Genomic DNA, 12,865 nt, shown 5'->3' on the forward strand with positions numbered 1-12,865 from the left:
GCGGAGCGATGCCCAATAAGGAATGACCCATGCGTGCCATCCGTAACTTCGCCCTCCTGCTCGCCCTGCTGGCCCCGGCCGCGTTCGCCGACGGCCTTTATTCGGTGGAGATGATCCTCTTCCGCCAGGCCGGCGAGCCCATCCCCGCCAGCCAGCCCGCGCCGGACGACTGGGCCGCCGGCGGCCAGTCCATCGACGGCAGCGAGCGCGCCACCGCCCTCGATGGCGAAGTCGCCAAGCTGAACCCCAACGCCGGCTATGAGGTACTGCTGCACAAGGCCTGGTCCCAGAGCCTGTCGACCACCCCCAGCACCGTGGCGGTGTCCTCCGGCGATCAGCAACTCGGCCATTTCCCGGTGGAAGGCACCCTCGCCCTGACCCTGGACCGCAGCATCGACGCCCAGGCCGACTTCTGGATCAACCGCTTCGACGGCAGCGGCCTGATCACCAGCAGCGAGCGCCTGCGCCAGGGTGCGCGCCTGAAGAACGGCGAGCTCACCTACCTCGACCACGGCAACCTGGGCATCCTGATCCGCGTCAGCCCACTCTAAGGCACCATGAGTGCTCTGCTTGACCAACTGAGGGAGCTGGATTGGCGCCTGGATTTCGATGCAGGCGCCCTGTCCCGAGGCGAGAGGTACTCCCGCGAAGACCGGGTCCGCCTGCTCAGCCTCAGCGACAAGGGCATCGAGACCCGTTGCGAGGGCTCCGGTGACCACGTCTACACCCAACTGGTCCGCCTGGCCCCCAAGGGGCTCGGCGTGGTCGGCCGCTGCAGTTGCCCGGTGGGCTTCAACTGCAAGCACTGCGTGGCCGCCATCCTCCACCTGCTGGACCTCCCCGCCGAGGGCTGGCAGGTACCCGAGCCACCGAGAGAGCGACTGGTGGACGACCTGCTGCCGCAACCGCACCTGATTCTCGGCAGCCATGCCCAGAGCCAGTACGACCTGCGCAGCGGCCGCATGGTGGGCAGCCAGCAGCATCGTGCCGGCCTGCTCTTCGACTACGACGGTGCCCGCGCCCACGGCAAGCCCCTGCGCCCCGAACGCCTGCACCATCGCCATGATGGCGAACGTCTCGCCATCGCCCGCCAGCCCAAGGCCGAACAGGTCTGGCGTGACGCCCTTCGCCAACTCGGTTTCAAGGAGGCCCTGAGGCAAAGCCTGGCGCTGCCGGCCAACAGCGCCGAGATGTTCGAGCTACCGAGCGACGAGCACTGGCTGCAGTTCATGCGGGAACATCTGCCACGTCTGCGCGAACAGGGTTGGCAGATCGATATCCGTCCGGGCTTCCAGTTCGACCTGTCCCAGGTGGACGGCTGGTACGCGGATGTGACGGAGGCCCCCAACCGCGAATGGTTCGACCTGGAGCTGGGCATCGTCGTCGAAGGCCGGCGGATCAGCCTGCTGCCGGTCCTGCTACGGCTGATCCAGCGCAATCCGGAGCTGCTCGACCCGCAGAACCTGCAGCGCCGCAAGGACGACGAGCAACTGCGCCTGCAACTGGACGCCACCCGCGCCAGTGACGGCCGCCCGCTGCACGTCATGCTGCCCTTCGCCCGGCTCAAGCCGGTACTGGCCACCCTGGGCGACCTCTATCACCACGACGAGGCGCCCGCCCAGACGCTGCGACTGGCCAGGCCCGACGCCGCCCGACTCAGCCAACTGGACGAGCTGGACCTGAGCTGGCAAGGCGGCGACGACCTGCGCGACCTCGCGCGCAAGCTGCGAGATGCAGCGCAGACGCGGATCCGTCCGCCCAAGGGGCTGAACGCCGAGCTGCGCCACTACCAGCTGGAAGGCGTCGCCTGGCTGCAGACCCTCCGCGACGTCGGTGCCGGCGGCATCCTGGGCGACGACATGGGCCTGGGCAAGACACTGCAGACCCTGACCCACCTGCTGCTGGAGAAGGAAGCCGGACGACTGGACCGGCCGGCGCTGGTGGTGATGCCCACCAGCCTGATTCCCAACTGGATGGACGAAGCGGCGCGCTTCGCCCCGAACCTGCGCGTGCTGGCGCTGCACGGCGCCAGTCGCAAGAAGGCGTTCGAGCACATGGCCGAACACGACCTGCTGCTCACCACCTATGCCCTGCTGCCAAGGGACCTGGAGCACTTCAGCGCGCTGCCCTTGCACCTGCTGATCCTCGACGAAGCGCAGTACATCAAGAACCCCGGAAGCAAGGCCGCCCAGGCGGTTCGGCAACTGGAGGCACGGCAGCGCCTCTGCCTCACCGGCACGCCCCTGGAAAATCACCTCGGTGAACTCTGGTCGCTCTTCCATTTCCTCATGCCTGGATGGCTGGGGGACAGCCAGAGCTTCCTGCGCAACTACCGCACGCCCATCGAGCGACACGGCGACGCCACCCGACTGGCCCATCTCAACGCCCGCCTCAAGCCCTTCCTGCTGCGGCGTAGCAAGGAGGCTGTGGCCACCGAACTGCCGGCCAAGAGTGAGATCACCCAGTGGGTGGAGCTGAGCGACCGCCAGCGCGACCTCTACGAGACAGTGCGCCTGGCCATGGACAGCAAGGTGCGCGACGAAATCGACCGCAAGGGCCTGGCTCGGAGCCAGATCGTGATCCTCGAGGCCTTGCTGAAGCTGCGCCAGGTGTGTTGCGACACCCGCCTGATCGAGGAACGGGGACCTCGCCCGGCACGGGGCAGCACGTCGGGCAAGCTGGACAGCCTCATGGAAATGCTCGAGGAGTTGATCGCCGAAGGCCGCAAGGTGCTGTTGTTCTCCCAGTTCACCAGCATGCTGGCGCTCATCGAGGATGAACTGCGCAAGCGCGCCATCGACTACGTGCAGATCACCGGCGAAACCCGCGATCGCCGCACCCCGGTTCAACGCTTCCAGGCCGGCGAGGTGCCGCTGTTCCTGATCAGCCTGAAAGCCGGTGGGACGGGCCTCAACCTTACCGCGGCCGACACCGTGATCCATTACGACCCCTGGTGGAATCCGGCCGTGGAACGCCAGGCCACCGACCGCGCCTATCGCATCGGCCAGGACAAGCCGGTGTTCGTCTATCGGCTGATCTCGCGGGGAACGGTGGAGGAGAAGATCCAGCAGCTGCAGGCCCAGAAGGCCACGCTTGCGCGCGGCATCCTCGATGGGCGGGAGGACGGCGACTGGCGCCTGCGGGAAGAAGACATCGACGCCCTCTTCGCCCCCCTGCCCCGCAGGGCCTGACGGGTGTCCCGGACGTCTCGGGACACCGGGCCGAGCCGACTCAGCCCTTCAGGACATGGGCAAGCACATTGCGCACCTTGCCGATACCCTCGGCCAGCGCCGCCTCGATCTCATCCATGGTGATGATGCCTTCGGACTTGCCGGCGGCCGGATTCACCACCAGTGACAGGCAGGCATAAGGCAGGTCCAGTTCGCGCGCCAGTGCGGCCTCGGGCATGCCGGTCATGCCGACGATGTCGCAGCCGTCGCGCTCAAGGCGAACGATCTCGGCCACGGTCTCGAGGCGCGGCCCCTGGGTGCAACCGTAGACGCCGAAGTCGCTATGGGCGTAATCGCAGGCATTGAGCCCTTCGAGCAACTTGCCACGCAGGCCTTCGTCGTAGGGGTGGCTGAAGTCGATATGGGTGACGTGATCGATGTCACCCTCGAAGTAGGTGCCGATGCGACCGTGGGTGTAGTCGATCACCTGGTGCGGCACCACGAGATGGCCACTGCCCATGGCGGGATGGATTCCCCCCACCGCATTCACCGCGATCACCGCCTGGGCGCCGGCATGCTTCAGCGCCCAGAGATTGGCCCGGTAGTTCACCTGATGCGGCGGAATGCGATGCGGGTGACCGTGGCGCGCCAGGAAAAGTACCTCGCGCCCCGCGTACTCGCCCTGAACGATGCCCGCAGACGGGGCGCCGTAGGGCGTCTCCGGATGCAGCAGCGCTTTCATGTGCAGGCCTTCGAGCTGGGTCAGGCCGGTGCCCCCAATGATGGCGTAGACGGTCATGTCGGTTCCTCAATCGATCAACTGGGCTTCGCGCAGGGCGGCCACGGCGCGAAGCCAGCGGGGGTCCTGACGGTATTCGGTACCCGGAAAGGCGCGGCGACGCATCCGTGCCAGGCTGGCCGGCGGCTTCGCACCCAGGCGCTGCAGGCGCTCCAGGGCCAGCTCGGCGGAGGCGCGGTCATTGCATACCAGCCCCATGTCGCAACCGGCCGTCAGTGCGGCTTCGATACGCTCGGCGGCGTCACCCACCACATGGGCGCCGGCCATGGACAGGTCATCGCTGAAGATGACCCCGGAAAACTTCAATTCGGCTCGCAGGATGTCCTGCAGCCAGCGACGGGAGAAGCCGGCCGGCTGGTCGTCCACCTTCGGATAGACGACGTGGGCGGGCATCACACCGTCCAGCTCGGCGGCCAGGCGAGCGAAAGGCACGAGGTCGCTACGGCGGATCTCGTCCAGCTCGCGCTCATCGACGGGAATCGCCACGTGGGAATCGGCTTCCGCCCAGCCATGACCAGGGAAGTGCTTGCCGGTGGCAGCCATGCCGGCGCCGCGCAGGCCCCGGATAAAGGCACCGGCAAGACGCGCGGCGCGCTCCGGATCGCCCTCGAAGGCCCGACTGCCGACCACTGCGCTGCGCTGATGGTCCAGGTCGAGGACCGGCGCGAAGCTGATATCCAGGCCAGCCGCAAGCACCTCGGTAGCCATCAGCCAACCGCATTGCTCGGACAGTTGCTCGGCGTTGTCATTGTCAGCCAGCGCGCGCATGGCCGGCAGGCGCAGGAAGCCTTGGCGCAAGCGCTGTACACGGCCGCCCTCCTGATCCACGGCAAGGATCAGGTCAGGACGAATGGCGCGAATGGAGGCGCAAAGCTCACGCACCTGGCGCGGGCTCTCGATGTTACGGGCAAAGATGATCAGGCCGGCGACTTCCGGCTGACGGAGGATCTGCCGATCCTCGGCGGTCAGCCAGGTACCACCGATATCCAGCATCAGGGAACCTTGCATGTGTATTCCTTAGGAGAGTTCTGCTGTGGCCCAGGCCGGGCACGGCGCTTCGTCGATACGTACCGCACAGTGGACGGGCACGCGCTGGAAGAGTTCCAGCATGTCGGTGTTGCGCAGACGAACGCACCCGTGGGAACGGGGCACGCCCATGGGTTCGCTGTCGGGCGTCCCATGGAGGTAGATATAGCGGCGAAAACTGTCCACCTGCCCCAGGCGGTTGCGGCCAGGCTCGCAACCACTCAGCCAGAGTATCCGAGTCAGGATCCAGTCACGCCCGGGAAAGCGCGCATGGAGTTCGGCATCCCAAACCTCGCCTGTCCAGCGCCGCCCGCGAAGCACGGCACCGATGGGCAGCCCTTCGCCGATCCTCGCACGCACCTGATGAAGCCCCCGCGGGGTGCAATTGGAGCCACTGGCCTCTCCCGGGCCATTCAACGCCGTGGAGACGGGAACGCGCAGCACCAACTGCCCTGAGGCGAAGCCATAGAGCTGCTGGTCGGCAATGGAGACATGCAGAAGATCGAGGATTTGCATGGGCGCCAAGCTTAGCCGATCAGCCCGCCTGCGCCCATCGTTTTACGCCTTGGCGGGAGCCGTCGGCGCCTTGGTGCGCGGCTTGAGCACGGCGCTGGCCAGCGATTCGTCGGTTACCCCGGTCTCGGCACGCATGCCCGCCGCGAGGAAGGGCACCATCAGCCGCATGACCTGCTCGATGGAGGTGTTCACGCCGAAGTCATTCTCTGCCATGGCGCGCAGGGCCTTGATGCCGGACATGCTGAAAGCCGCGGCACCCAGCATGAAGTGCACCCGCCAGAACAGCTCCAGCGGCGGAACCCTTGGAGCGGACTCGTTCACCAGCAGCATGTAGCGACGAAACACCTTGCCATAAACCTCTTCGAGGTACTTGCGCAGGTGGCCCTGGCTCTGACTGAATGCAAGCCCGAGCAGGCGCATGAAGATGGACAGGTCATTGCCGCTGCGAGGCTTTACCGCCAGTGCTTGTTCGACGAGCATCTCCAGCAGTTCTTCGAGCGTAGCCTTGCTCTCGGACTTGGACTGGCGCCGGTCCAGCTCGCGCTCCAGACTCTGGCAGAACGGTCCGAGGAAACGCGAGAAGACCGCCTGGATAAGCGCTTTTTTCGAGCCGAAGTGATAGTTCACTGCAGCCAGGTTGACCCCGGCCTTGCTGGTGATCAGGCGCAGTGACGTTTCGGCGAAGCCCTTTTCCGCGAACAGCTGTTCCGCTGCATCCAGAATGCGTTCAACGGTTTCCGACTGGGCCATGGCTCCTCCGCCTGACAAACACTTGTTTGAAACATACGTTTCAGCCTATCCGCTTGTCAAGCCGCGCACACCACTATCTGACGGGTCAGTCATCGCCTCCCCTCGCCCCCTCCGAGCACCGCACGAATCGGCTCTCCGCGAAGCCGCCTCGCATCCCGGAAAAAGAAGAATTGCCAAGGGCGGATCACTGTATATAATCCCAGTCACTGTATAAAAAGACAGAGCGCCGCCATGCTGAAACTGACGCCCCGCCAAGCCGAGATTCTCGCATTCATCAAGCGCTGCCTTGAAGACAATGGCTTTCCGCCCACTCGCGCGGAGATCGCCCAGGAACTCGGATTCAAGTCACCCAATGCCGCCGAAGAGCATCTCAAGGCCCTCGCCCGCAAGGGCGCCATCGAGATGACCCCCGGCGCCTCTCGCGGCATCCGCGTCCCCGGGTTCGAGCCCGGCGCCAACGACGATGACGGACTGCCCGTCATCGGCCGAGTGGCTGCCGGCGCCCCCATCCTCGCCCAGCAGAACATTGAGGAATCCTGCCGCATCAACCCTGACTTCTTCCATCCCCGCGCCGACTACCTGCTTCGCGTGCGCGGCATGTCGATGAAGGACATCGGCATCTACGACGGTGACCTGCTTGCCGTTCATAGCACACGGGAGGCTCGCAACGGCCAGATCGTAGTCGCCCGCCTGGGGGACGAAGTCACAGTTAAGCGCTTCAAGCGCGACGGTGACAGGGTTTGGCTGATAGCCGAAAACTCGGAATTCGCCCCCATCGAGGTGAACCTCGATGAACAGGACCTGGTGATCGAAGGTTTGAGTGTCGGCGTGATTCGCCGCTAAAGGAGGCCTCATGCAGTTCCCGCAGTCCCTTGCTCGGTCCCAGCTCCCCCTGTTCCACGATGCCATCCTGGCAAATCCCGTGGCCCCGCTGCTGACCGATGTGGTGGAAGAGCCCCACCAGGAAGAACCGGAAGTCTTCAGTGAACTCGCATTGCGCGGCGCAAGCGGGCACTGCAGGCATATGCTGGCCTCGGTACTTCGGGAGCTGAGCGACGAGCCGGATGCCCGCTGGCTGACACTGGTCGGTGCACCTGCAGGCCTGAGCCGTGACTGGCTGCGAGACTCCGGCCTAAACCGCGAGCGCATCCTCATCCTGCAACCTCGCGGCCAGCAAAGCGCACTGGAGCTGGCATGCGAAGCGCTGCGCCTGGGACGCAGCCACACCGTTGTCAGCTGGCTTCAACTGGGGCAGCGAGCCAAACGCCAACTGGCCCAGGCTGCGCGCGAAGGAAGCGCGCAGAGCCTGAACATTCTGCTGGGTTGAAAGTATTCAGGGCACCGGAAAAATCCGAACCCCTGACTTCAGACGGTAACCGGATCGCCGTAGGATCCGACTTCAAGGCTCAGTGCAGGACGCGCGGACCGTCTTGATGGTCCATGTCACCTTCGGCCAGACGGCCAGCCATCTGGACGCCGACGTTCAGCATGGCCTTGGCGACTTCCAGGTGATGCCCCTGAAGAAAAGCTTTGGCGTCGGAGGAAAAGTCCAGTGTCACCAGCGCCTCCTCGTCCTCGGCCCGGCGCAAGATAATGCGCCCGTCAGGCAGCTCGACTATTTCCAGAAAGGACGTAGGCATAGGTTTATCTCTCCACGAAAGGCGACCATTGTAACAGCGAGCCGCCAGCACGCCCTAGCCCGCCGATCAAATCAGCATTCGCTGAGGGTTTCCCGGAAGCGCAACGCCAGGGATTTAAGGTTCTGCCGCCAGCTTTCGAGGACGTCACGACCTAGCGGCGCCTCTCCCTCGTCCACACTGACTGCCGTGATCAATGGCAAGGTCGGGTCCACCTTGGCCTGCCTGGGGGCCTGGGGCGGCTGGAACAGTGCCTGGTAGGCCGCCAGAAGCTCCGCCAGCCAGGTCTCGCCCTGCTGCGCCAACTCCACCAACTCTGCCAGTTCGGGACTGGGCGCCGCCGCCAGCACCTGCGGTGTCAGCAGTTGCTCCACCCGAGGAGCGCCAGCCTCCGGGAGCCGGTAGTAACCGGCAATCTCATGGCAAAGCCCCAACAAGGCGCCGTAAAGATGAAAGAGAGCTGCCTCGCGCTCGGACTGCACCAGCGCCTGGGCGTTCATTGCCCTGCCCTCTTCAGCCTTGCGCCAGGACTCCAGCGACAGGCCAGCGAAGAAAATCTTCTGATTGGTGCGGGTATAAAGCTCATGGGCCATGACGGCGCCCTCCACGGATGACTGGAGCAGTATATGCGCGCCCGTAGCCGGGCGCGCAGCAGTCGGTCAGCGCTTGTCTTCGACCTTCCACTTGCCGCCGTCGAAGAAGGCGCGCCATCCAGTAGGCTTGCCATCCACCTCGGTCTGCACGTACTGCTCCTTGGTCTTGCGGCTGAAGCGGATCACGGCGGGACGGCCGTCCGGATCCTTGGCGGGAGCGTCGAGGAGGTAGTGATACTTGGCGTCCAACTCATCCTTGTGCGGAATCAGTTCCTTGACCAGCGGGGCACGGGTCTCACGGTTCTTCGGGAACTGGCTGGCCGCGAGGAACAGGCCGGATGCGCCATCGCGCAGAACGTAAATATCGTCCACCTTCTCGCATTTCAGTTCGGGCATGCGGATAGGGTCGATCTTAGGCGGCGCGGCTTCACCACTCTTCAGCAGCTTGCGGGTGTTCTTGCAACTGGCGTTGGTGCAACCGAAGAACTTGCCAAAACGGCCGGTCTTGAGCTGCATCTCACTGCCGCACTTGTCGCACTCCAGGCTTGGCCCTTCGTAACCCTTGATGCGGTATTGCCCCTGCTCGATCTCATAGCCTGCGCAATCCGGGTTATTGCCGCAGATGTGCAATTTGCGGGTCTCGTCCAGCAGATAGGCATCCATGGCGGTGGCGCAGATCGGGCAACGGTGCTTGCCACGCAGCACGCGGGACTCGGACTCACCCTCGTCGTCGGCTGCAATTTCGTCACCCGGCACCAGATTGATGGTGGCCTTGCAGCGCTCCTTGGGCGGCAGGCTATAGCCGGAGCAGCCCAGGAAAACGCCGGTGGACGCGGTGCGGATCATCATGGGACGGCCGCACTCGCGGCAGGCGATGTCAGTCAAGGTCGGCTGGTTGGCACGCATGCCATTCTCGCTGCCTTCGGCCAGCTCCAGCTTCTTCTTGAAGTCACCATAGAACTCGTCCAGCAGGTGCTTCCAGTTGCGCTCGCCCTGGGCCACATCGTCCAGGTGCTCTTCCATGCCGGCAGTGAAGCCGTAGTCCATCAGGTTGGCGAAGCTTTCATTGAGGCGCTCGGTGACGATATCGCCCATCTTCTCAGCATAGAAACGGCGGTTATGGACGGTGACGTAGCCACGTTCCTGAATGGTGGAGATGATCGCCGCATAGGTGGACGGGCGACCGATACCACGCTTTTCGAGCTCCTTGACCAGACTGGCCTCGGAGTAACGCGCCGGCGGCTTGGTGAAGTGCTGGCTGGGGTCCAGCTTCAGCAGCTTGAGCAACTCGCCTTCGTTCATCTCGGGCAGCACGTCGTCCTCGCCCGGCTTGCTCTGCTGGGGCAACACACGGGTGTAACCGTCGAACTTCAGGATGCGGCCCTTGGCGCGCAGCTCGAAGCTACCGGCACTCACACTGACACTGGTGGACAGGTATTCGGCCGGGGGCATCTGGCAGGCCACGAACTGACGCCAGATCAGGTCATACAGGCGCTCAGCGTCGCGCTCCATGCCCGACAGCTGGTTCGGGCGCAGGTTGACGTCGGACGGTCGAATCGCCTCGTGGGCCTCCTGGGCGCCTTCCTTGCTGGAATAGATGTTCGGCTTGGACGGCAGGTACTTCTGACCGAACTCGCCCTCGATAAAGCCCCGAACCATGGAAATGGCGTCGGCCGAGAGGTTGGTGGAGTCGGTACGCATGTAGGTGATGTAGCCGGCCTCGTAGAGACGCTGGGCCATCATCATGGTCTTTTTCACCCCGAAGCCCAGGCGGTTGCTTGCGGCTTGCTGCAGGGTGGAGGTGATGAAGGGCGCGGAGGGCCGGCTGGAGGTCGGCTTGTCCTCGCGCTTGGCCACGCTATAGGACGACGACCTCAGCTTCTCCAGGGCCGCCATGGCCTGGGACTCGTTCAGCGGCTTGAAGGCCGCACCGTTCTCCTTGGCCACCTCGAAGCGTACGTTGGCGCCCTTGCCAGTCGCCAGGTCGGCATGGATTTCCCAGTACTCTTCGGGCACGAAGGCACGGATCTCGCGCTCGCGTTCAACCACCAGCTTCACCGCCACCGACTGTACGCGACCGGCGGACAGGCCACGGGCGATCTTCGACCAGAGCAGCGGCGACACCATGTAGCCCACGACACGGTCAAGGAAGCGACGAGCCTGCTGGGCGTTGACGCGGTTGATGTCCAGTTCGCCGGGTTGGGAGAAGGCCTCCTGGATGGCCTTCTTGGTGATCTCGTTGAACACCACGCGCTTGTAGCGACTGTCATCGCCACCGATGGACTCCCGCAGGTGCCAGGCAATGGCCTCCCCTTCGCGGTCCAAGTCGGTCGCGAGATAGATGGTGTCGGAGTCCTTGGCCAGACGGCGAAGCTCCTCGATGACCTTTTCCTTGCCCGGCAGTATCTCGTACTGCGCCTTCCAACCGTTCTCGGGGTCCACACCCATGCGCGCAACCAGCTGGCGACGGGCCTTGTCCTTGGCGGACAGAGCGGGCGCCTCGGCGGCGACCTTGCCGCGCTTGGCCGGTTCCTTGGCGGCACTCGCCGAACCGCTGGTGGGAAGGTCACGGATATGGCCGATGCTCGACTTCACCACGTACTGGTTGCCCAGGTACTTGTTGATGGTCTTGGCCTTGGCCGGGGATTCCACGATGACCAGCGATTTGCCCATTGATCGGTTTGTTCCTGATTGAAGAAGTAAAAGGCGGGAGCCGCCCGTCGCGGCACCGCTATATATAGTGGCCAGCGCGACGCGGTCAAGCGCGCCTCTGGCAGGTTTCGTGCCCCTCAGGGCTTCGGGAAGAGGTCGGGCTCGACGCTGACCAGGGCGAAACGCGCGATCTGTTCACCATCCACCAGAACCGTCTCGGTGAACATATTGAGCGGACGCACCCAGAGGCCGTATTCACCATAGAGGGCCTGATACACCACCAGTTCCTCTTCGGTTTCGGAATGCCGGGCAGTACCGATGACCCGGTACTGCTGCCCCTTGTAGTGACGGTAAAGACCCGGTTGCAGGCTCATGATTGCCTCACAGTGACGAATGCAGGCTACCCCGCAAAGGTTGCGCATGGTGCCGCGTGCGGCGACCCGAAGCCAGCCCTTGCATGAAATTTCCTGCGAAGTTCCTCCACATGAAAGCAAAAACCGGGGCGCTGGGCCCCGGTTTTCTCATCTCGTTCGCGTTTACACGCGCTCGAAGATGGTGGTGATCCCCTGGCCCAGGCCCACGCACATGGTGGACACACCCAGGGTGCCGCCGTTCTGCCTCATCACGTTCAGCAGCGTGCCGGAGATACGAGCACCGGAGCAGCCGAACGGATGGCCCAGGGCAATGGCGCCGCCATGCAGGTTGACCTTCTGCTCCATCTTGTCCAGCAGCTTGAGGTCCTTCAGCACCGGCAGGGCCTGTGCGGCGAAGGCTTCGTTCAACTCGACGAAGTCGATGTCGTCGATGGTCAGGCCGGCGCGCTTCAGGGCCTTCTGGGTGGAAGGCACCGGGCCATAACCCATGATGGCGGGATCGACGCCGGCGACCGCCATGGCGCGCACCACGGCCATGGGCTGGATGCCCAGGTCCTGGGCGCGCTGGGCGCTCATCACGATCATGCAGGATGCGCCGTCGGTGATCTGCGAGGAGGTACCCGCCGTCACGGTGCCGCCTTTCGGGTTGAACGCAGGCTTCAGGGAGGCCAGACCTTCCAGGGTGGTTTCGGGACGAATGGTTTCGTCGAAGTCGAACACCTTCAGGAAGCCGTTCTCGTCGTAGCCCTGCATCGGGATGATTTCATCCTTGAACTTGCCTTCGACGGTAGCCTTGTGGGCCAACTGGTGCGAGCGCACGCCGAACTGGTCCTGGGCTTCACGGGTGATGCCGTGCATCTTGCCCAGCATCTCGGCGGTCAGCCCCATCATGCCGGACGCCTTGGCAGCGTACAGGGACAGATGCGGGTTCGGATCGACACCGTGCATCATGCCGACGTGCCCCATGTGCTCCACGCCACCGACCACGAACACATCGCCGTTCCCGGTCTGGATCGCCTGCACGGCGGTGTGCAGGGCGCTCATGGAGGAACCGCACAGACGGCTGACGGTCTGGCCGGCGCTGGTGTGGGGGATCTGGGTCATCAGCGACGCCATGCGCGCGATGTTCCAACCCTGTTCCAGGGTCTGGTTGACGCAACCCCAGATCACGTCTTCCACTTCAGCCGGATCGACTTTGGTGTTGCGCTCCAGCAGCTTGCTGATCAGGTGTGCCGACATGTCTTCGGCACGGGTGTTGCGGTGCATGCCACCCTTGGAGCGGCCCATCGGGGTGCGGCCGAAGTCGACAATGACTGCATCTCTCGGATTCAGGCTCATATTCTTCACT

13 protein-coding genes are annotated in these 12,865 nt (G+C 64.3%); 4 read left to right on the forward strand and 9 right to left on the reverse strand.

Annotation, left to right across the window (positions count from 1 at the left end):
- Window positions 1-29 precede the first annotated feature (29 nt).
- Complete coding sequence (locus KF707C_RS17365) at window positions 30-551, forward strand: CsiV family protein (protein WP_003456236.1); 522 nt, start codon at window positions 30-32, stop codon at window positions 549-551.
- A gap of 6 nt (window positions 552-557) precedes the next feature.
- A complete protein-coding gene (locus tag KF707C_RS17370; RefSeq protein ID WP_003456237.1) occupies window positions 558-3,191 on the forward strand; it encodes a DEAD/DEAH box helicase in 2,634 nt (877 codons plus the stop codon).
- Window positions 3,192-3,231: 40 nt separating this feature from the next.
- On the opposite strand, the gene KF707C_RS17375 is transcribed toward KF707C_RS17370, so the two are convergent.
- Genes KF707C_RS17375 through KF707C_RS17390 form a run of 4 tightly spaced genes read right to left on the reverse strand, consistent with a single transcriptional unit; the run spans window position 3,232 to window position 6,261 of the window.
- Complete coding sequence (locus KF707C_RS17375; protein WP_003456238.1) at window positions 3,232-3,969, reverse strand: S-methyl-5'-thioinosine phosphorylase; 738 nt, start codon at window positions 3,967-3,969, stop codon at window positions 3,232-3,234.
- A 9-nt stretch (window positions 3,970-3,978) separates the two neighbouring features.
- Window positions 3,979-4,977: a beta-N-acetylhexosaminidase gene (gene nagZ, locus KF707C_RS17380; protein WP_003456240.1), complete on the reverse strand. Its 999-nt coding sequence runs from the start codon at window positions 4,975-4,977 to the stop codon at window positions 3,979-3,981.
- A gap of 9 nt (window positions 4,978-4,986) precedes the next feature.
- A complete protein-coding gene (locus KF707C_RS17385; RefSeq protein ID WP_036993977.1) occupies window positions 4,987-5,511 on the reverse strand; it encodes a L,D-transpeptidase in 525 nt (174 codons plus the stop codon).
- 42 nt (window positions 5,512-5,553) lie between these two features.
- Window positions 5,554-6,261 carry a TetR/AcrR family transcriptional regulator gene (locus tag KF707C_RS17390; protein WP_003456244.1) on the reverse strand — a complete coding sequence of 236 codons (708 nt, stop codon included), beginning with the start codon at window positions 6,259-6,261 and terminating at the stop codon, window positions 5,554-5,556.
- A 231-nt stretch (window positions 6,262-6,492) separates the two neighbouring features.
- On the opposite strand from KF707C_RS17390, the gene lexA reads away from it, so the two are divergent.
- The gene (gene lexA / locus KF707C_RS17395) at window positions 6,493-7,104 is read left to right on the forward strand and encodes a transcriptional repressor LexA (RefSeq protein WP_003456247.1); all 612 of its coding nucleotides are present in this window, start codon (window positions 6,493-6,495) and stop codon (window positions 7,102-7,104) included.
- 10 nt (window positions 7,105-7,114) lie between these two features.
- On the forward strand, window positions 7,115-7,588 hold the full coding sequence (gene sulA / locus KF707C_RS17400) for an SOS-induced cell division inhibitor SulA (protein ID WP_003456249.1): 474 nt from the start codon (window positions 7,115-7,117) through the stop codon (window positions 7,586-7,588).
- Between the two features lie 79 nt (window positions 7,589-7,667).
- Here sulA and KF707C_RS17405 read toward each other — a convergent pair whose 3' ends face one another.
- The 5 genes from KF707C_RS17405 to fadA form a co-directional block, all read right to left on the reverse strand.
- On the reverse strand, window positions 7,668-7,901 hold the full coding sequence (locus tag KF707C_RS17405) for a hypothetical protein (protein WP_003456251.1): 234 nt from the start codon (window positions 7,899-7,901) through the stop codon (window positions 7,668-7,670).
- A 71-nt stretch (window positions 7,902-7,972) separates the two neighbouring features.
- Window positions 7,973-8,491, reverse strand: a complete 519-nt coding sequence (locus KF707C_RS17410) for a DUF6586 family protein (protein WP_003456253.1) — start codon at window positions 8,489-8,491, stop codon at window positions 7,973-7,975.
- A gap of 66 nt (window positions 8,492-8,557) precedes the next feature.
- Entirely contained in the window at window positions 8,558-11,164 is a 2,607-nt protein-coding gene (gene topA / locus KF707C_RS17415) for a type I DNA topoisomerase (protein ID WP_003456255.1), read from the reverse strand.
- Window positions 11,165-11,280: 116 nt separating this feature from the next.
- Entirely contained in the window at window positions 11,281-11,517 is a 237-nt protein-coding gene (locus KF707C_RS17420) for a DUF1653 domain-containing protein (RefSeq protein ID WP_003456257.1), read from the reverse strand.
- Window positions 11,518-11,679: 162 nt separating this feature from the next.
- Window positions 11,680-12,855, reverse strand: a complete 1,176-nt coding sequence (gene fadA / locus KF707C_RS17425) for an acetyl-CoA C-acyltransferase FadA (protein WP_036993979.1) — start codon at window positions 12,853-12,855, stop codon at window positions 11,680-11,682.
- Between the last annotated feature and the right edge of the window lie 10 nt (window positions 12,856-12,865).

The organism is Pseudomonas furukawaii, assembly GCF_002355475.1.
Taxonomy (GTDB): Bacteria; Pseudomonadota; Gammaproteobacteria; order Pseudomonadales; family Pseudomonadaceae; genus Metapseudomonas; species Metapseudomonas furukawaii.